The following is a 17,600-nucleotide window of genomic DNA, read 5'->3' as shown; positions in this document are numbered from 1 at the left end:
CTATCCTGCTTGCGCCTCGGCGAGCTTCTCGGCCGGTGTCTTGATGTCCTTGCCGCGCTTAATCAAGTCATCGGTTCTATCAAGCCAGTAGGTGGCCTCCTGCGCGGCCTCCCGCTTCCTAAGCTCTGCCACCAGCCTGGTGAGAACAGGTATCGAGCGCTTGAGGATCTGATGAAGATCAACTTCGCTGTCATCGTCGAGGGAAAGCTCTTCGGTGAGGTGAGCAACGCCCTTGTTGATTTTCTCGCGCTCATCCTCCTTCGACAGGAAAGTGGCACCGACTTCCCCAAGCACGCTCGGCACATCAATGCCGAAGTCGGCAGCCGTGAGATCCCCATCCCTGGGCTTCACGCCACCGAAAAAATCATCCAGCTTGCGCAATGCAAGAAAGCTCTGCAGCCTGGTTGCATCGGAAAGAAGTTCGGCTGCTCGATCTAAGCCCCAAATCATATCGTCCGGATCGAGATATGGGGCAAAGTCCTCACACCACATTGCATACGAAAAGCAGTGGTCGATGCACCCGCAAATCGTCGCAATCTTCGCTGGCTGGTTTTCCATGATACCCTCCCCTCCACAAATTCATCCGTTTCAAGCAATGGAAACGACCATACCTCAACCGACACAAAAAAGCGTCCGCTGCATTCAGCTCTAACGCGCCTCCAGTAATTCTGGTCTTCTGCTGCTGGCGCTTGTTCATGCCCGGCATGAACCCTGCCTGTCCGGCGAGGACTGGGGGTAGCAAGGGCAAGGGCGTCTTGGTGCGGCCGCAGGAAGCGCAGCGACCGAGGCTCGGCCCCTTGCCCGCGCGAGGGGCGAAGCCCCATAGCCTTCATCATACAAACAATCGGCCCATGAGCGCAGCGAAGCGGCGCTCATCAATGAAAATGCACCCGCAGGAGCGCCAGCAAAGCGGCGGCGCAGCCGGGCGCGGGACCGAGTGCAGCCCCGAGACCGGTCTGAAAGGGCGCCCGCAGGAGTCTCAGCAAAGCGCCGCCGCCAGGCGGGAGACGGTATCGAACGCCCCCGGCGAGAGGCACCGTATGTCTTGCCCGAGGGATCGTCACTGGATGGCCAAGCCGCGAGGTGGGCTTGGTGAGCTAGAACAAAGCACGAAGCCGCGCGGCCCAACACTTTACCCCGTTGATTTCCCACCCTGACCAAACCCGACTCAAACCGCGAACAAGCCGGGACCATTCCGCTTTGTTCGTTCTCAGAATGCATGCATGAGCGTTTTGAAAGTGCCTAGCATCGCAATAGACCGAAGCAGCGCCAGCAAAGCGCCGCTATCAGGCGGGAGACGGGATCAAGCTCCCCGGCAAGGGGCACCGCATGTTCTTGCGCAAGGGATCGTTACCGGTCGGCCAAGACGCGACGCGGCTTGGTGAGCAAAGCGAGTAGAGCCCGGTCCGCCATAGGCGGACGCACCGATCTGGGTCAGTCATTCATAACCGCCCCGCGATCGAACTACAGAAGCTTGGCGCGCTCCGCTTCCAGCTCAATGATTTCCTGACGTTTGGCGCTGGCCTGGGCGTCGATGTCTGCGGCGAGACTCAAATAGATTTCCGGGGCAAACTCGGCATTTGGCTCACGCGCGGACTTTCTGGCGTCCGCGCTGGCCTCCTCGAAGCCTCTAAGCTCTTGCCTGGCTACGAACAGCCTGATGTTCAACTCGTCCAGTGTGGTCACGTGATAATTCTCTCTTTGCGCTGTCTAACAGGCCGGAGACAGCAACCTGGATGAGGCGGCGCATGCGTTCACATTCGAAGCGCGCAGCATCGGTCGTTGCGGCGTTCTGCCGGGTCACTACCTCGTCCTCAAGGATGCGATAGTGCTCAATTTTCTCTTGCAGTTCTTTGATGTCCATGCGGCCGACAATCTGAGGATTGCCAAACAAGCGCAATGGACGGTGCTTAATTCGTAAGCAGCTTTAAGGCGGCTGACGAGTCACCTCGGCGGCGGCTTGGATAAGAACGCAGCGGCCTCGGCCGCTTTCGACGCTGCCGTAAAGATGGCCCGCTTGTCGGCCTTCAGCACGCTCAACCAATGTGCCAGGTACTGTGCATGGTCGGCTCGCGGCTCAACGGTGATCCCAAGCTCGGCGCAAAGGAACGCAGCGCCAAGCTCGGCAACCAGCTCTTCCATCGCATAGGCCTCACTGCCAAATCGTCCGGACAGATCCCGGTTGCAACGGTGCGCAGGAGCCGTCCAGTGGGTCAACTCGTGCAGTACAGTTGAATAGTAGGCTTCAGTGGCGGTGGACGTGGCGGACCCGATGAAAGAGGTCCGCTCAGGCATATGGATTTCATCCAGCTTGGGGATGAAACACGCACGGCCCCCGCCGTGGACGATGGTTGCACCGGTACCGGCGATAAAGGTGTCGACGCTGTCCAGGCCTTCAACAGCAACCTCAGTCGCCGCTTCACCGAAGCCCTCGACCTGATCGGCATTGAATACAGGCGTTGCTCGGGCAAATAAGCGCCGCGCGGAATCCGTTTCAGCGCCTTCCTCGGCGTCTATCTCGATCTGCTTGTAGAAGACAACGTAAGACGCCTTCTCGCCCTTGCGGACGGTGGCGCCCTTCTCGGCCCATTGCCGGTAAGTGCCCCACTGGTGGGAACTGTAGCCATTCACCTGCGCGTCAACCCACAGGCCAAGGACGTTGACCCCGCGGTACTTGTTGCCCGACGCGATGTTGACGGGATGGCGGCCACCGCTGCCACGATGCCAAGGCATCTGCCACTCCCCTGCCCCGGCCTCGATGGCCGAGACGATGCGGTCCGTGAGGTACTGGTGAATATCGAAACGTTCTTTGCTCATTGGTCTCTCCTTTGCTGGCGGCCACTCGGCCGTGCCGGCGACCGAAAGGACGGAGAGAGACGGGAGCTGCACCCGCAGGGCGCGCCTGCGCGAGGGCTTGACCCTTGCAGCGAGCGGAAATCTGCGTCAGGTCAGCCGATAAGCATGGCCAGTGGACGCCAAGGAGAGCTTGGCAATGGGATCGAGAAGGCAACCGATCAACCCGACGGATTCCTCGGGACGGCCGCTGGCAGTGGTGCCAGCAGCGCACCACGTGGTGCATTTAAAGGGACTACCGCACGGACCAACGACGGTTTATCCGCGGAGATGAGAGTGACGCAAACGACGAGGAGATTTCATGCGAAAACCCCCGCTCGATCCCGACGTCTCCGATGAGGCGCCGGTATCCAACCAGCTCACTGTTTACGATGAGCAGCACATAATCACCCACCTCCGGCTGCTTGACGCCATCGCCGAGGGGGCGGATTGGAAAGAAGTAGCCAGGATCGTGCTACACATTGACCCCGATCGCGAACCTGAGCGAGCGCAACGGGCATGGGAAACCCATCTGGCCCGCGCACAATGGATGACTGCGACAGGCTATCGTCACCTTCTCCGTGGAGGCGCAGACTAAGCTATCGGCTGAAACAGTTCATGGCGGTTCAGCTCAGGCATCTACCCCAAATACTAAGTCGGGAACCAAACCGCCGATTGACAACTTGGTGTTTCTTTTGGAGGTATCCATGGCTGTCAACAAACCGACCGGTGACAACGCACGTAAGGGCGCGGTGAAAAAACGCACGCAGTTGAAGAATCCGCTGACGCAGACTTCGACGAAACGCAATAAGATGGGCGGAGAATTCATGGCCGTGAAGAAGAGCGCCAAGAAATTCAAGGGCGTTCGCAACGAGAAGTAATGGGCAAGCTCGCGCTTACTCTCGTCGCAGTCAGTGTTGCCATTGGGCTTTCGGCAGCGCTCTAAGGTTTAATTGATTTCCCGTCTGCGCTCTGAAGTGGTGCGAACAATTCGTTCGTGGAAACGTGACTCTCGAACTGCCGAGCCTTTTCCAGCAGCGTGTCTCGGTCTTTGCCAAGCGGCAAGTCTCTCGCTTTGGCCCGCAAATCTCCCGCCGCTTTGAGCAGACGCTCTTCAAGCGTGGTGGTATGCTTATAGCGGTTGCGCATTTTCTACCCCGAGAATGCACACGAAACGCCGAAGGGAAGCATTGGTTCCAAAAAAAGCGCACGACCCCAGCTCCTGAGACCGCTGGCATTCCGTGCGCTCCATGGCGCCTACTTAGGCCACCAATCAGGTTTCGTTGTGATGATACCTGTCCCGGACAACCTGGTCCGCAACCTTGCGCTGGTATCTGTTCCGGTAGCGCGTGTGGAGAGTGCCGTAAATCAGCGCGACGAGAAGAATGAAGGCACCAACGAAGTAAACGATTTCCATGGCACGCTCACGTCTTGAGGTTTCTGAGGAAGGTCAGGCTATCGACTGCCGCAGTGTGCTCATCGGTTCCTGGCCGCTTGGACAGAAAATCCAGCAGGACCTCGCGGGCTTCTTCAAGTTCTTCCCCGGACATCGTCTTCATCAGGCCATAGGTCTGCATGACCTTGTCGACAACTTCCTGCATTGCAAACTCTCCAGAGTTGTACGTCGGGAAAAACTCTGAAAAAGCGCGGTGGTTCCTTTGAACGCATGCCAGATTGTCGCGTTGTTCCGGGAGGAGTTATGCCATGCAAAAAGACAAAAGCAGCCAAGGTATTGTTCTTGACGAGAAATCCCAGGAACAACCGGCTGATAAAGAGCGCGCCCAGAAGGCTTCCAAAACCAAGCCGGGCCACATGCCCGAGCAGCGGATCGAGAAGGAAGACGAGCTTCAACCGCTTAAGGAAAAAAGCGGTTTTTAGCGCTTCGTCAGCCCCTTGAACGAACTCTGCCGGAGTAGACCTTCCGACGTAATATCGCGATACTCAACGTCCGCGACAAATGACGGCTCCACCCACGTGGCCTTCGGCTTCTTGATTGGTTTGGTTAGCTTGGACTTCGGGCTGACCACGGTATCAAGCTGTTTTCTAATCTGGCTTGAAACCGTACGGGACCACCCCGTGCCGACCTTGCCCATGTAGACCAGTTCTTTTCCTTCGCGCTTGCCGAGATAGAGAGCGGCAACGCCCGTAGGATCTTTCACGAACCCGATGATCGGGAATTTTCCGCGCTGGGAGGTTTTGATTTTCAGCCACGCCTCAGTCCGCTCCGATCGGTACGGCGCGTCTGCCCGCTTGGAGAGAATACCTTCCCAACCCAGCTTCGCCGCATGCTCAAACATCTCCTGCCCGTCGCCGCTCAGGTGTTCGCTGAAGAGGACCGGCGTCTCGATATCGTTCTCGCCAATCAGGTCCAGCAGCAACTGCTTGCGTCCGAGCTGAGGGAGTTTGCGAAGGTCGCCATCACGCCAGAGAAGGTCGAAGGCGTAGAACACGAGCCGGTCTTGCCCGCCGGCCGCCAGCTCTGCTTGCAGTTCGGAGAAGTTTGTTCGGCCTTCATGGACGACCACCACTTCCCCGTCGATTATGGCTTGGCCGGAGATGTCGAAGGCGCCGGCGATGAGAGAGAAGCGTGTGGTCCAGTCCAACCCATTGCGGGTGTAGACCTTCTTCCTACCGCTGTTGACATGAACTTGGACGCGGTAGCCGTCGTATTTGATTTCGTGAATCCATTGGTCGCCCTTGGGCGCTTTGGCCTTCAGGGTCGCAAGCTGGGGCTTAATGAACCCCGGCATTTCGGTACGCTTGACCATCACTCAACTCAAACAAAACGGCAGACTAACATAAAAGTGGCCCGCCGCACCGGGGGACGAATGCGACGGGCCAAGGTAGACGCCCTCGGGAGGGACAGAAATTAAAGCGCCGAAATCCGAATCCGTTCCTGAGTCCGCTAGCGGACTAAACCCAATGATACCAAGAGTTTTTTGATGAAACCCAACGGTTCCTTCGGCGTTATATTGCCCGAAGATGGGAGGTTTAGATGGACGTAACCCGCTGCCCGAAGTGCAAAAAGCGACTGATGGCAATGACGGATCGGACCGGAAAGACCGAGATGCTTTGTCTGAAGTGCGACAAGGTCGACCCCATGAAAACCGACATCGCGAAGTGGGCCGATAGCTCCCTGACCGGACCGTCGGCGGCCTAGCCGATGCGCTGAGGCCTGTCCAAGAAATATGAGCGGTTGCCTGTGGCGGCTTCCGCATACTGGTCGATCGCAACGATAAGAGCCTGGACGTACTGGTAGCACCACCCTTGGCGGGCAGCGAGCCGGCGAGTTTCAGCCAGCGACTTCAGCCAAGGGTCAGTCACACTCTCGTCGTACCACTTGGGAGGTTCGGGCGGCATTCTTCCTCCGGTACATTACGTCTTCCAATTCGGCACGCTTGCGCGAAGCAGGAGCTGCGCCGCCGCGCCATCAAGGCCTGCCTGCTTGAGCTGGCGAACCATCGAACCGAGTTCGAGCAGTTCACCGCGCAGCTTCAGGATTTCCATCTCATCGGACACGTTTTTCAGCGGGGACCAGGTGACGCTTCATCGGGCGCGTAGCAACCGGCCTTGGCGCTGCCGGTGCGCGGCGCGGAATGAAGAAGCTGTTGACCAGGATAGGCTCCCGATCGCCCAGCCGGGCACGCTCCTGGATCAGCAGGCTCATCGCGGCGCGCATCCCCATAACCTCTCCCGCGATTTCCGAGCATTCCTCGTCCCGGTTTATCTGGTCATGCATGATGGTCTCAGCCTGAAGCATGCTGACCCTTAATGCTCTGATTTTCTTGCGGATTTCGTTAATTCGGTTGTCCATGGCTCACCTCGCTGGGTCGAGCCTATAGAGAACAAACTGAGAACAAATTTCAAGTTAAGAATGCAGGCCAGCCAAAGAATCCTTTGGAGTTCCGATGTCCCGCCTGCCTGACCAGATCGACGCTCCCATGATCCCACGCCAGCTGGCAACCTTGCGCACGCTTAGCGTCGAGGCTTACCAGCCGAGACTGTTTGAGCCGAACCTGACCGCTAGCGAAGCAGCACGCCGCATCGACGCTTTAAAGGCTGAGATCGAGCTGGCCAATGCGCCGAACAATGTAGTGGGCAAAGGGAATATCAAACTGATCGTATTCCATTCCGTTGACCGAGCGGATGACACCAACCGGCCACTGCAGTTCCTCAATGAAGACGCGGTGGCGTAGCCGGTGCATCGATGCGAAATCGTCGCTGCATTCCTGCATGTTTGCGGCTGATAGAACCTTGAACACTCCCCCAACCCTTTTTTGGGGAGTGTGTGGATATTGTCTAGCTTCGACAGCTAGCCTTAAGCATAGGTACTAAGGTTCTATCAGGCGCTTCATGATCACGAATACGAGAGCTTCCCGGGTTGTCGTGACGCCCAGTTTGGTCGGCGCATTGGCCAGGTGAAATTTGATGGCAGCCTCTGATACGTGGAGGATCTGCGCGGTGTCCCATGCCGTCTTGCCTCGCGACATCCACAACAGGCACTCCTTTTCACGATGCGACAGCACAGGGACAACGGAGCCAAACTTCTGAGCTTCCAACAGGTCCCGCGCCACGGTGTTGTAGACTAGCGATATAATGTGGATGTCCTTCTGATAGTTGTTCAGAAGCCTCTGCAATTCATCTCCGTTTACCCGTGATGCCATGCTTACCATGGCGTACGCACCATTGGCTCCGTGTACGGGAATACCCAGGCCATCAGACAATTCGTTATCGGCAGATTCGTTGGAAAACTGCTTCTGCTGAGCCGTCATGCCGTACTGCTTGCAGAGCCCGCTCCACGTAAAGGGAAGTATCTGTTGCGGACCTTTCAGGATTACGTGATCAACGTGCTGGTAGCCTTTCTCAATGTAGTGAGTCACCCACTTCTGCGGATAACTTGAGACGATGACGGGCTTTCGGTCGCGGTCATGACGAGGGTTGACGAGCTGGTAAGCCCACTTGTCAAAACCCAATCGCTGAAGTGCCGTGTTGAATTGCTCAGACAAATGATCAAGCGTGGAGGCCTTGCGGCTAGCCTCTATAAAATCGGCGACAACACTGTTCACTGTAAGACGCCGGCTGTATCGTTGCGAAAACGACAGCAATACCAATGCGCGCGAGCCAATCTTGGCACGTGCGCATCATAACTTGGCTGACGGTGTACTGCATCCGATCCGCCGATTTACGACGCTGGGGCGTTTCATTTTTGCCACCGCCGTATACAAACGTGCCGATTCCTTACATTGCGTATTAAAAAATCCCCCGATGAAGGGGGACGTCAACACCTTGCGAGTCATCAGGTTACGCCATGCTTCTTCAACCCCTCGCATGACGACATCCCTCGCCGCTGCTCTGGGGAGATTCGCATTGACGCTAAGTTTAAAAGGCCAGGTTTTTGGTTGTAGCCCAGTGTGCCGGGGGCAAGGTCTGACGACCATGTCAAATCGCTACGTCGCGGAATTTTAGTTGTAGATTGGCCCGCTTCTGCGGTGCGGCCATACTGTCGGTCTGATGAGTGATGTTTTATGTTGTCGTCAGCCTGGAAGACCATGCCACGGAGCCCAACCATGCAATCTCACTGGGTCGATAATGAAGCCGCTCACAAAGCTTTCATGCGCCGGGGCCGGATTGAGATTTTTGTGATGATAACACTAATCATCACTGTCCCGGTAGCCACTGTCGCCTGGTGGCTCCTACATCCGCATCTAGGAAGGACCGCCAACGAAGGGACAATGCCTCATCAGGTGGTCTAAGAAACGTATTGACGAAAAATACGTTCTGACTCATACAGCTTCCATCGCCTGAATGGTTATTCGACGAAAACAGGGGCCGCTCGAACGGCCCCTGTTGCTTTAGTGGCTAATGCTTACCGAGAAGAAGATCCTCAGCTTGCCTAGCCATAGAGCGAGCGTGCCACGTAGGTTCATGGTCTTCGCCTTTCTTTTGGTTATTCAACGTAGCGGCCATTCGCCTCGCGGCAATGCCAAGCTAACACGCCCTGCAGATCCGCTAGCCAGCTGAGCGCTTTTGCCTCGCTGGCCCGTGACGGATTCCCCTCTTGGTAGGATGACAGGCAAACCTACAGAAGAATGAGCGCGTACGCCGCAAGCAGCGCGACAATCTCGGCGCTCCACAACGCAGGCCCGAGCCATTTGGGTGCACCGGACGGAAACAGCCATCGATACCAGCGCAAGACCTCCTCTTCTGAAGGAAACAGGCACCGCGCGATTAAGTAGATAATGCTCACTGGAGACCTTGCCGTGCTTCCGCGCGCCTTTCCTTTATGACCGGGTGCAAGGCCTTCTTGCGCACGAGCACCTTTTGTATCTTGGTTGGCCGCATGCGCATGGCGTCTGGAACGGTCATCCAGCGTTCGTCATACCTCGGCAAGCAATCGAGCCCCCAGGGCGACGCTGCCCCGTTGAATACAATCTTGGCACACGGGTTGTGACGCAAAGCGATCCGTACAAGCTGCACCATTGCCCGGTATTGTTTGGCGGTGATGTCGATCGTTTTGTCATCGCCCTGAAGTAACACCGTAACGTCACGGGTATTAAGCGAGGGGTTTCTCTGCTTCAGCAAGCCGTTGCGCTTGATGACGACGGTCGGCTTTGGCACTTCGTCGGAGAATACAGCAAAGGTGACGGTTTCAGGATATTGGTGAATCACTCTCGGCCCTCCCGCACTAACGCCATTTGAGCACCGTCCAGACTATGGCCGCGAGGTTCGCGGCCGTGCAAGTGAGCAGAAGTAGCGCGAGCAGGGCTGGTCCGAGGTCAGGCTTTCGTTCCGCAGAAGACGGCCTGTGCATGAATTCGCGGAGCGGGTCGTTCAAGCCATGGTGGTCCTGAATCCCTTTCCTGCGCTTCACGCTCAGGCCGACGTCTATGGCGGTTGACTTAACGGCCTCCCTTGCCGCTATCTCGACACGCCCGGTACGGGTTCGCCTTCTCGCCGGGGACGGCATTGGCGCGCCATTGGGCGTATGTGAAACCGTACTTCTTCATGCAGGCCAGCGCTTGCGGTGTGTCGTTGCGCGGCTCCGCCTTTGCAGGAGCGGTCAAGGCAAGCATCGCTGCTGCCGTTACAAATAAAGCGACTTTCTTCATAGGTCTCTCCGTGGGTTAGGTTTCTATTGCGTTTCAAGAGATTGCTTTGGCTACTTTGACTGCGTCGGTCGCTTCTTGCTCGGGGTATCGCTGCTGCCGCTCTCCCCCATGCACTTGCGGAAACAAGCAACCACGCTAGGCGGGTTTGCCGCTTCGCCGCCGGGTCTTCCACCGCACAGCCCCGTGCAGTACTCCCTGCTTTGAGCCGCCAGAGGCGTGCTTGAAGCAAGCGCAGCGGTAAGTGCCAGCGCGCAGATCCCAAAGAGCTTAATCATGAGCTTTGGCTCCTACCTGCACGTGCCGTTGCCGGTTTCGTCAAAGGTGCAGGTGGCACCATTGCCCAGCCGCACCTGGTTTCGTCCGATCATCCGACCGGACAGAAATTCAGCCGGGCATTTTCCCCCGGCTGAGATGTCGTGGCTCTGGGCTCGCCATTGGCGGCCATTCGGCATGATGAAGACTTTGCATCCGGGTAGGCCGGAGGCAGTACTGACTCTCAAGATGGGTCCAGCCGCATTGGCGGCCGGTGGTGCAGTCATCAGCGCAGCGAAAATAGCAAGCCACGTACGGCGTGGCTTTTTGATCACGGTAAAGCGCATGGTCCTGTCTCGGTTAAAGTGGAAGGGAGCGATTCATGCGCAAAAATTCTGATTTACGCTTTTGCACTCTAGGCGCAGGATTAGACGATAAGGAAAATGGAAGTTTCTAGAATTGGACCGGCTAACCCCGCACGAAGACTCAGGAATCCGCGAGGAAACAAACGCACTGCAATATAGCCGGTTTGGGCTTGCAAAAGTCAGGACATCTGCGGGGACCTCATCGTATTGCGGAGGGGTCCTGTGATGGCAATGCTCGGATATGCAAGGGTAAGCACCCACGCTCAGGTGCTGGACATTCAAGAACTTCAGTTGCGCGCGGAGGGCTGCAGCAAGATCTACGCCGAGAAAGAGAGCGGCATCAGCCCTAAACGACCGATGCTTAAACGATTGCTACGCGATGTCCGGCCCGGCGACGTTATCGTTTTCGCCGCACTGGACCGCCTGACGCGAGAGGGGCCATACCGAACGTTGGCGACCCTGGAGTCTATCACCTCGCGTGGGGCGACGTACCGGTCTCTCGCCGAACCTTGGGCCGACACGACCACGGAGCTAGGCGAAGTCCTGGCTGCCTTGGTTGGCTACATTGCACGGAAAACGCGGCAGGACATCATTCGCCGCACCTCCGCAGGCCGACAGCGTGCCAGGGAAGCGGGCGTACAATTTGGTCGAAGGCCGAAGCTGACGCCGCAGCAGCAGTCTCAGGCTCTCAGTCGTCGCCTCGCTGGCGAGCATCCAGATGTGATAGCCGAGTCTTTTAAGGTCAGTGCCTCGACAATCCTTCGGATCAAGCCAAAACCTTCGTAAAGGCAATATGGCCTGATGCCTGGTTGTGAGACGGGCCCGATGCCCAGACTTGGGCAATCGCCCATGGCAAGCCCATCGCGGTCCGCTGGCGTCGCGTCAAGGGCGGCTTGCCGCTCGTATTACCCTTGATGCGACGACGGAGGGGCGCCACCTGACATAAGACATCGGTTTGCACTATTCGGATCTAGAATCAATCCTGCGGCTTTTTGCGGGCTCAGGTCACACTTTCCTGATTCATGCGTTGACTCCAGCCCTTCGGTCGATGGTGCGCGCGGGACGTGCGTGTCAATCTTACCGCATGGTGGATTTGTTGCTCGGGATGATGCGCGTCGTCTGGCTGATGATACGTTGCACATTCCTGGCACTCGGATATGTCCTCGAATTTTTGCACATGCTGTACCGTTGGGGCGGCTTCGCTCCTGGTGGCGCCCTCGGTTCTGCGCGATTCGCCACCAACTGGGAGCTGTTCTGGTCCGGAGCGCGAAGAGGCAGTGGACCAATAGTCGGCCGGAAGGGCCGTTCTTTTTTGCGGTTCAACAAGGACGGCATGATCACCGTGTTCGCGCCCATGGGTGCTGGCAAGGGAGTTGGCGTGGTAATTCCCAACCTGCTCGACTATCGCGGCTCCATCGTCTGCACGGACATAAAGGGCGAGAACAGTGCGATTACGCGCCGTCGACGGGAACAACTGGGAACGGTGCGCATCCTTGATACCACCAACCCCGCGACGTCGGATCACTTCAATCCACTCGACCTTATCCGCACCGGCTCGTTTCACGAACGCGATGATGCTGAGGCGCTGGCGCGCCTCATGATTATTCCAGACGATAAGACCAGTCACTGGGACAGTAAAACCGAGGGACTGTTGGCCTGCATCATTCTCCACGTGATGCGACTCGAACCCGCGCAACGGAACCTTTCGCAGGTCCGTAGCCTTTCCACGTTGCCGCCCGAGTCATTAAAAGAGCTGCTGCTAGAAATAAGTACCAGCGGCCCCCGTGCGGCTGCGGAAATCGCTGCAAGCTTTCTCTCCATGGACGGGAGTGAGGAGTTTCGTAGCATCCTCTCCAACACCGAGAAGGCAACACGCGTCTGGACAGCCGGCGGGCCCGCCGGCGAGATAAGCCGCTTTTCGGACTGCGACCTCACCAACCTCGTGCAACGGATCAAGACTATCTACCTGGTCGTTGACGAGGAAAAGCTCGACATCTACGCGGGCTTTCTGCGGGTCATGGTCGGTAGCGTCATCAACTCGCTCACCCGCGCCAAGAACCTCCCGCGTCCCAGACACAAGGTCTTGCTGCTGCTCGACGAAGCGGCAGCACTTGGAAACCTCGAACCACTGGAGCGTGGCGTTGGCTATCTTCGCGCCTACTGTACACCACTGCTCGTGTTCCAGGACATGAGCCAGCTACGGGCAATCTATCGGCGCGCAGGCTCTTTTCTGGCAAACGCCACATGCAAGGTTTTCTTCAACGTCGCCGATCTGGATGCTGCCCGGTTTGTTTCGGAAATCATCGGCCAGACCACGTCATTTTCGCACAACGCAGGCACATCGCGGAGCAACCTGGACCCGATCCGCCAGCACCATTCGCTCGGGCAATCTGAAACGAGCAGATGGCTACTCGACCCTTCCGAGGTGATGCGCCTGCCCGGAAGGCGGGCCATTGTCATCTATCGCAGTGACATCCTGCGGCACCCCGTGCTCGCATCGAAGGTAAATTATCGTTCATGGCGACACCTGCTCTGGCGAGGCAAGTACGACGCCTGGCCGCCTAACCGGGCATCCAGACCCGCCCGCGTGTAAGTCCCCGCATTCGGGAAGCGGTTAGCCGGTTGGACCAGACGGTGCGCCGGACCAATTGACTCTCGCGAAGGCCCAGCAGAGCGAAGAAGAGAAGGTCAAGCTCGTTGATCCAGTAGGCAATCTCCGCCAGCCGTTTGCGCGCGTGCGACTTTGACACCATCCGGCCATCTGCGCGGCTCCGATCGCCACGTGTTATTCTACGCTTTGACGCCTTCGCATAATAAACCTGGCGCTGTCGCAAGCGCATCATTTGCAGATCCGCCCGCGCGACGGCCTTCTCATACGTCCGCGCATTTTGGCTGAGCCGCTGCATTGTCCATTCGCCCCGGCTGCCCCGATCGAAGTCTGGATAGCGCAACTCCCGTCGTGCCAGCGCCCACAAGTGTCCCTGCTTCGCTTTTCTCTTTGGCCCGACCTTACGAACTTTGCTGACTGGTGGCCGTGCCCCGGCAGCCTTCTTGGCCTTCGGGCCAACGTGAATTTCTGGCACACGCGCCAGCGCGACAGCCTCCCGTCGCCGCCCGAGCCGCACAGCCTCGGCATGACGCACCACAAGACTCCTGTGGTCAACCCGGGCCGGATGGTCACACCGGCCCAGCGCCTCGTTCTGCATATCCGCCCAGGCCTTGCGCCAGCGGATCAGCATCGCGTCACTGTTCCACTCCCGCGTCTTCACGCGCCGCAGGCCACCACCACCGGCTTGACGGAGAGTGAGAAGTACATGGACATGATGATTGCGCGGGTCATCGCCTTTTTCGGGCACTGGAGCATGGATGGCAAAATCCGCGACCATTCCCAGGGACACAAACTGTTCAAGAACAAACGCGCGCACTAACTCCAGCCGCTCGGCATCGGTCAGCTCATGCGGCAAAGCCATGTTGATTTCACGGGCGAGCTGGGCGTCCTTGCGAACCTCCATCCGCTCAATGGTGTTCCAGAGCGCTTCGCGATCATACAACCACTCGGCGGCATCGTCTGGTGCCAGAATTTCAGCATGCACTACGCCGCGTCGGCGCCGATAATCCGCATTAACGCCACGACGCTCATCTTTCAGCAAGACACCCGCCCGATAGGCGGCCATTGCCACCACCGAACGCCCTTCCGAGCGCTTCACCGGCTGAGCCGAAAGATGATAAGAAGCCATAGCTCTCCTGAAGTTGTCGCGTTAGCGACACCTTACGGCCGCTGTGTCGGCCGTGCACCTATGTCGCGTAGCGATGTATAAGTGCGCCATTCCCCCTCCCCCAACCACTACAGACCTCTACCGTTACTTTTTGGCTACAGGGCTTACTTTCCCAATTCCCTCAAACGAAAACGCGCCCCAGTGGGGCGCGCGATGGTACCTGATATCAGATGTCCGACGAGGAGCTACAGTTTGGGCTTCGGCTTTTTAGGCTTAAGTTTCTGCTCCTCTCGAAATTCCTTGCCGAGTTCGTCAGCGCGGGCTTCCACGCGTTGTTCTTCCCTTCGTAGTTTGTCGCGCTCTTCTTCATTTTTTCTCAACAAGTCTTCCAGACGAGCCTTCTCCTGGGGAGAAGTGGCATCAGCCAATCTTGCGCGCAAACCCGGCACTTGGCGCTCTAAGAACAGAATCTTCTCCTGAATATCATCAAGGTCACTCTCGGCATCGGCCAACTCGTCATCGATGTCTTCCAATTTTGTCATACGATTGCTCCAGGCGAAGCGAAACGAAAATTATAGCGTGTCCAAGAGTTGAAACTGTAGTTTGAGCGATTCCTCCTGCAGGTCCAGATGACGAAGATGCTTTTGAATGAGCAGCGACAGCTTTTCATCGAGTATGGCCGCCTTGGCAAGGCACTTGGCCGTGTAGGCATGCTCATGAGTCCGGGCGGGGTCAGCCAGTATTGTTTTGAATTCAGCGATCTCGTCGTGAAGTTTTTTTCTTCGATCGAGACGCTTGCGCACCTGAAGCATGGTGCGTGCCCGGGCATGAGAAAGTTGGGTATCAAGGTCTTCCACTCTTGGAATCGTACGACAATGATTCGTATCAGCCAACACTATTCAAGCTTGCGTTTACGCCCCCGCGCCATTCCATCGTCCAGGTCGGGCCGATGAATGCCCCGCAAGTCTTCGATTTCCCGGTGCTGCCGGTCAGCGTCAATCGCCGCCCAGCGGTCCTTCTCGCTCTCTCGCTCCATCCGGATCCGCCGATTGTAGGCGGTACGGCTCAAACCTTTGTCCAGCTTCCGGTAGTCAACGACCCGGCTCCGGCTGCGCGTGCGCGGCTGGTTACGGTATGACCTCCGCCGCGATGGCGGAGTCCGCCCCTCTTTGCTCATTCGCCGCGCACGGACACCTTCATGAATGGTCGGCCTGCGGCGGATGCCCTGCTCTTCCAGGGTGCGCCGGTCAATGCGGATATCGAGGCCGGCCTCAGCAAGCGCATTGTTGGCATGCTCCTCCCACAATTCCCGCAGGCGCTCGGTCGAACCGGCCTCACTCATACCGATGGCTCGTTTGCCGGTCTTGGGATCACGGTCCCGGATAACCAGATGACAGTGCGGATTTTTGGCATCCTTGCCCCGGTCGTGGAAGGCAGCCAACCATGGGGCTCGGCCCTTGGTTACATCCTCGGCAAACGACCGCACCAGAGCAGCCCGTTGTTCGGCATCCAGTTCCACCGGGAGCGCCAGCATCACCTTGTCGAGGACGCGGGCGTTCTTCCGGCTGGTGTCTTCCTCCTTGCGCAGGTAGTCCATCGCCTCGTCGGCGTCGGTCGGCATGCGGTTGCCCTCAAGCCTGCTTAGCGCGCGAGCCCTGGTGATGTAGCGGATATGCGCAGATGCGGTGTATGGCTCGTCCTGGGTGGACTTGCCTATCGAGCTGTGATGCAGGCTGTATATAGCCACAGGCACCTCAGGGCGGTGCGCCGGGTTTTCTGCGAAAACCCATAAGTGCGCACTACCGAAGTTTAGCTACAGCCGCCCGCTTGGCAAGAGCGCCCTCGCCCCGGGCCGATGAAAATTTCTCCGGGCCGCCGACCACCCGCCAGATGGCTCCCGAATGCCCCGAATGCGATTTGCCACGCTCCTTGACGCCGGATACCTGCCCCTGCTGAATGCGGAGCGGATGCCGAACCGGGGGAGAAAAGCGCGTGAAAGCCATAGACGACCCGTTTGGCGGCGTGGGACCGAGAGCGCCGTTAACCCTTGGCGTGTTCGAGGGCACCGGCCAGGAATACGTCTATGACAGCAACGAGAGCCTGATCACCATCGCACGTCCCGGCCGGGGTAAAACCCAGGCACACGTGGTCCGTAACCTGCTGTACCTCCGGGCACCCGCTATCGTTCTGGACGTCAAGCCTGAGATTTTCGGCCTTACGAGCGCCTGGCGGGGTGCCAACGTCGGTCCGGTACAGCTGTTCAAGCCGGGAGATGCCAAGGCCACCAAATGCTTCAATCCGCTCGACGCAATCCCCTCGGACCCCGTCGAGGCATATACGGCAATCAGCCGCCTGCTGCCGCTGCTGATGGTGCCGACCGATTCCAAATCGGCGAAAGGCTTCTGGGAAGGCCGGGCGGCCCAGCTCCTCCACGGCGCGCTCTACGATGTGTGCCTGCACGGCTTCCAGGGCCGCCGTGATATGTCGGCGGTGGTGGACTGGTTCTCCCCCTCGGCCAACCAGCTCAAGATGCAGATTTCCTTTCTGCAGGAGTCGGGCGTCCGCAGCCTGGTGCGTATCGGAAATCAGTTGGAGAGCGCGGACGAGGAAACGCGGTCGAACCTGTTCGACACGGTGCTGCGCCATATCGACGTATGGGGCGCGCCCCAGCTTGAGCCGGTCATCGCGGAGACGACCATCGATTTCGCCAACCTTCGCCGCGACAGAGGCACGCTCTATCTCTGCGTCACCCCGGAAGAACTGGTGACTTACCGGCCCCTTATTCGCGCCCTGCTCGGTCAGATCTTCTATACGATCCGGGATACTCGCGACCAATGGGGACAGCCACCGGTCACGTTCTTCCTCGATGAGTTTCCGCAGCTCGGCTACATGCAGGAAGTAGAGCAGATGCTCGCGCTCGGCCGCCAGTCCGGCCTGCGGCTCTGGTTGTTCGCCCAGACCAAGGCACAGCTTCAGCAAGCCTACGGCGATGCCGACCGGTTGCTTGAGATGATGGCCATTCGGTGCTTCATCGAGCCAACCGGCACGATGGCACACGAACTCTCGAAAGAGCTGGGTTCGGTCCGCGACCTGTTTTCAAACACGCTCAAGCCGCTCGCGACCGCTCAGCAGCTGATGGGCCCGGAATATGCGGACAAGGTCATTGTTCTGGAAGGTGGTCGGCGCCCCGCAAGGTTGCGCGCTCTCAAGGCGTTCGACGACCCGGCGCTCGGGAACCGTCTCGGCAAGCCATGATGTCCCAAAGCAAACGCGGCCGCCCCAAGGGGCGACCGCGCGTTGTTATCTTCCCTTCCGAGGAGGATACG

General features: G+C 58.2%; 24 protein-coding genes and 1 pseudogene. 9 read left to right on the top strand and 16 right to left on the bottom strand.

From position 1 onward, the window contains the following. The 3 genes from IVB22_RS10910 to IVB22_RS10900 all read right to left on the bottom strand — a co-directional run bounded on the left by IVB22_RS10910 (position 1) and on the right by IVB22_RS10900 (position 2,817). Positions 1 to 558 carry a hypothetical protein gene (locus tag IVB22_RS10910; protein WP_247517325.1) on the bottom strand — a complete coding sequence of 186 codons (558 nt, stop codon included), beginning with the start codon at positions 556 to 558 and terminating at the stop codon, positions 1 to 3. 906 nt (positions 559 to 1,464) lie between these two features. Continuing rightward, the gene (locus tag IVB22_RS10905; RefSeq protein WP_247517324.1) at positions 1,465 to 1,686 is read right to left on the bottom strand and encodes a hypothetical protein; all 222 of its coding nucleotides are present in this window, start codon (positions 1,684 to 1,686) and stop codon (positions 1,465 to 1,467) included. 258 nt (positions 1,687 to 1,944) lie between these two features. Beyond that, positions 1,945 to 2,817 carry an ArdC family protein gene (locus tag IVB22_RS10900; protein ID WP_247517323.1) on the bottom strand — a complete coding sequence of 291 codons (873 nt, stop codon included), beginning with the start codon at positions 2,815 to 2,817 and terminating at the stop codon, positions 1,945 to 1,947. A 337-nt stretch (positions 2,818 to 3,154) separates the two neighbouring features. Here IVB22_RS10900 and IVB22_RS10895 point away from each other — a divergent pair, with 337 nt between their 5' ends. Both IVB22_RS10895 and IVB22_RS10890 read left to right on the top strand, forming a co-directional pair. Continuing rightward, on the top strand, positions 3,155 to 3,430 hold the full coding sequence (locus tag IVB22_RS10895; protein ID WP_247517322.1) for a DNA -binding domain-containing protein: 276 nt from the start codon (positions 3,155 to 3,157) through the stop codon (positions 3,428 to 3,430). 109 nt (positions 3,431 to 3,539) lie between these two features. After that, positions 3,540 to 3,713, top strand: coding sequence for a hypothetical protein (locus tag IVB22_RS10890; protein WP_247517321.1), 174 nt, complete (start codon positions 3,540 to 3,542; stop codon positions 3,711 to 3,713). Between the two features lie 61 nt (positions 3,714 to 3,774). On the opposite strand, the gene IVB22_RS10885 is transcribed toward IVB22_RS10890, so the two are convergent. Together IVB22_RS10885 and IVB22_RS10880 are read right to left on the bottom strand one after the other, a co-directional pair. Beyond that, positions 3,775 to 3,981, bottom strand: a complete 207-nt coding sequence (locus IVB22_RS10885) for a hypothetical protein (protein WP_247517320.1) — start codon at positions 3,979 to 3,981, stop codon at positions 3,775 to 3,777. 275 nt (positions 3,982 to 4,256) lie between these two features. Continuing rightward, positions 4,257 to 4,433, bottom strand: coding sequence for a hypothetical protein (locus IVB22_RS10880; protein WP_247517319.1), 177 nt, complete (start codon positions 4,431 to 4,433; stop codon positions 4,257 to 4,259). Positions 4,434 to 4,536: 103 nt separating this feature from the next. Here IVB22_RS10880 and IVB22_RS10875 point away from each other — a divergent pair, with 103 nt between their 5' ends. After that, a complete protein-coding gene (locus IVB22_RS10875; protein WP_247517318.1) occupies positions 4,537 to 4,710 on the top strand; it encodes a hypothetical protein in 174 nt (57 codons plus the stop codon). Here the strand turns inward: IVB22_RS10875 and ligD are convergent. Next, positions 4,707 to 5,600, bottom strand: a complete 894-nt coding sequence (gene ligD / locus IVB22_RS10870) for a non-homologous end-joining DNA ligase (RefSeq protein ID WP_247517317.1) — start codon at positions 5,598 to 5,600, stop codon at positions 4,707 to 4,709. The two genes, IVB22_RS10875 and ligD, sit on opposite strands and share 4 nt — an antisense overlap. 227 nt (positions 5,601 to 5,827) lie before the next feature. Here ligD and IVB22_RS10865 point away from each other — a divergent pair, with 227 nt between their 5' ends. Continuing rightward, entirely contained in the window at positions 5,828 to 5,992 is a 165-nt protein-coding gene (locus IVB22_RS10865; RefSeq protein ID WP_247517316.1) for a hypothetical protein, read from the top strand. Between the two features lie 215 nt (positions 5,993 to 6,207). On the opposite strand, the gene IVB22_RS10860 is transcribed toward IVB22_RS10865, so the two are convergent. Both IVB22_RS10860 and IVB22_RS10855 read right to left on the bottom strand, forming a co-directional pair. After that, positions 6,208 to 6,351, bottom strand: coding sequence for a hypothetical protein (locus tag IVB22_RS10860; RefSeq protein ID WP_308200377.1), 144 nt, complete (start codon positions 6,349 to 6,351; stop codon positions 6,208 to 6,210). Beyond that, complete coding sequence (locus tag IVB22_RS10855) at positions 6,341 to 6,646, bottom strand: hypothetical protein (protein ID WP_247517315.1); 306 nt, start codon at positions 6,644 to 6,646, stop codon at positions 6,341 to 6,343. Before IVB22_RS10855 ends, IVB22_RS10860 begins: the two co-directional genes overlap by 11 nt. 94 nt (positions 6,647 to 6,740) lie before the next feature. On the opposite strand from IVB22_RS10855, the pseudogene IVB22_RS41350 reads away from it, so the two are divergent. Continuing rightward, positions 6,741 to 6,884: pseudogene (locus IVB22_RS41350) on the top strand (hypothetical protein); the annotation flags it as partial. Here the strand turns inward: IVB22_RS41350 and IVB22_RS10845 are convergent. From IVB22_RS10845 to IVB22_RS10830, 4 genes are all read right to left on the bottom strand, one after another. Continuing rightward, positions 6,885 to 7,037, bottom strand: a complete 153-nt coding sequence (locus tag IVB22_RS10845) for an acyl-homoserine-lactone synthase (RefSeq protein ID WP_247517857.1) — start codon at positions 7,035 to 7,037, stop codon at positions 6,885 to 6,887. It abuts the pseudogene before it with no gap. A gap of 126 nt (positions 7,038 to 7,163) precedes the next feature. Then, a complete protein-coding gene (locus IVB22_RS10840; protein ID WP_247517314.1) occupies positions 7,164 to 7,898 on the bottom strand; it encodes a LuxR family transcriptional regulator in 735 nt (244 codons plus the stop codon). 1,177 nt (positions 7,899 to 9,075) lie between these two features. Then, positions 9,076 to 9,501, bottom strand: coding sequence for a hypothetical protein (locus IVB22_RS10835; protein ID WP_247517313.1), 426 nt, complete (start codon positions 9,499 to 9,501; stop codon positions 9,076 to 9,078). A 230-nt stretch (positions 9,502 to 9,731) separates the two neighbouring features. Beyond that, on the bottom strand, positions 9,732 to 9,941 hold the full coding sequence (locus IVB22_RS10830) for a hypothetical protein (protein WP_247517312.1): 210 nt from the start codon (positions 9,939 to 9,941) through the stop codon (positions 9,732 to 9,734). Between the two features lie 273 nt (positions 9,942 to 10,214). Between IVB22_RS10830 and IVB22_RS10825 the strand changes: the two genes are divergently transcribed. The 3 genes from IVB22_RS10825 (at position 10,215) to IVB22_RS10815 (ending at position 13,151) form a co-directional block, all read left to right on the top strand. Beyond that, positions 10,215 to 10,592, top strand: a complete 378-nt coding sequence (locus tag IVB22_RS10825) for a hypothetical protein (protein WP_247517311.1) — start codon at positions 10,215 to 10,217, stop codon at positions 10,590 to 10,592. A gap of 191 nt (positions 10,593 to 10,783) precedes the next feature. Next, on the top strand, positions 10,784 to 11,344 hold the full coding sequence (locus IVB22_RS10820; RefSeq protein WP_247517310.1) for a recombinase family protein: 561 nt from the start codon (positions 10,784 to 10,786) through the stop codon (positions 11,342 to 11,344). A 298-nt stretch (positions 11,345 to 11,642) separates the two neighbouring features. Then, entirely contained in the window at positions 11,643 to 13,151 is a 1,509-nt protein-coding gene (locus tag IVB22_RS10815; RefSeq protein WP_247517309.1) for a type IV secretory system conjugative DNA transfer family protein, read from the top strand. On the opposite strand, the gene mobQ is transcribed toward IVB22_RS10815, so the two are convergent. From mobQ to IVB22_RS10795, 4 genes are all read right to left on the bottom strand, one after another. Beyond that, positions 13,120 to 14,295, bottom strand: a complete 1,176-nt coding sequence (gene mobQ, locus IVB22_RS10810) for a MobQ family relaxase (protein ID WP_247517308.1) — start codon at positions 14,293 to 14,295, stop codon at positions 13,120 to 13,122. The two genes, IVB22_RS10815 and mobQ, sit on opposite strands and share 32 nt — an antisense overlap. A 224-nt stretch (positions 14,296 to 14,519) precedes the next feature. After that, a complete protein-coding gene (locus IVB22_RS10805; protein WP_247517307.1) occupies positions 14,520 to 14,816 on the bottom strand; it encodes a hypothetical protein in 297 nt (98 codons plus the stop codon). Between the two features lie 30 nt (positions 14,817 to 14,846). Further along, entirely contained in the window at positions 14,847 to 15,131 is a 285-nt protein-coding gene (locus IVB22_RS10800; protein WP_247517306.1) for a hypothetical protein, read from the bottom strand. 38 nt (positions 15,132 to 15,169) lie between these two features. Continuing rightward, on the bottom strand, positions 15,170 to 15,895 hold the full coding sequence (locus tag IVB22_RS10795; RefSeq protein ID WP_247517305.1) for a MobA/MobL family protein: 726 nt from the start codon (positions 15,893 to 15,895) through the stop codon (positions 15,170 to 15,172). A 371-nt stretch (positions 15,896 to 16,266) separates the two neighbouring features. Here IVB22_RS10795 and IVB22_RS10790 point away from each other — a divergent pair, with 371 nt between their 5' ends. Then, on the top strand, positions 16,267 to 17,529 hold the full coding sequence (locus tag IVB22_RS10790) for a type IV secretory system conjugative DNA transfer family protein (protein WP_247517304.1): 1,263 nt from the start codon (positions 16,267 to 16,269) through the stop codon (positions 17,527 to 17,529). The last annotated feature ends 71 nt before the right edge of the window (positions 17,530 to 17,600 follow it).

This window comes from Bradyrhizobium sp. 190 (genome assembly GCF_023073415.1).
Taxonomy (GTDB): Bacteria; Pseudomonadota; Alphaproteobacteria; order Rhizobiales; family Xanthobacteraceae; genus Bradyrhizobium.
The sequence above is the reverse complement of the archived record's forward strand: the minus strand, read 5'-3'. Positions and strand labels throughout refer to the sequence as shown.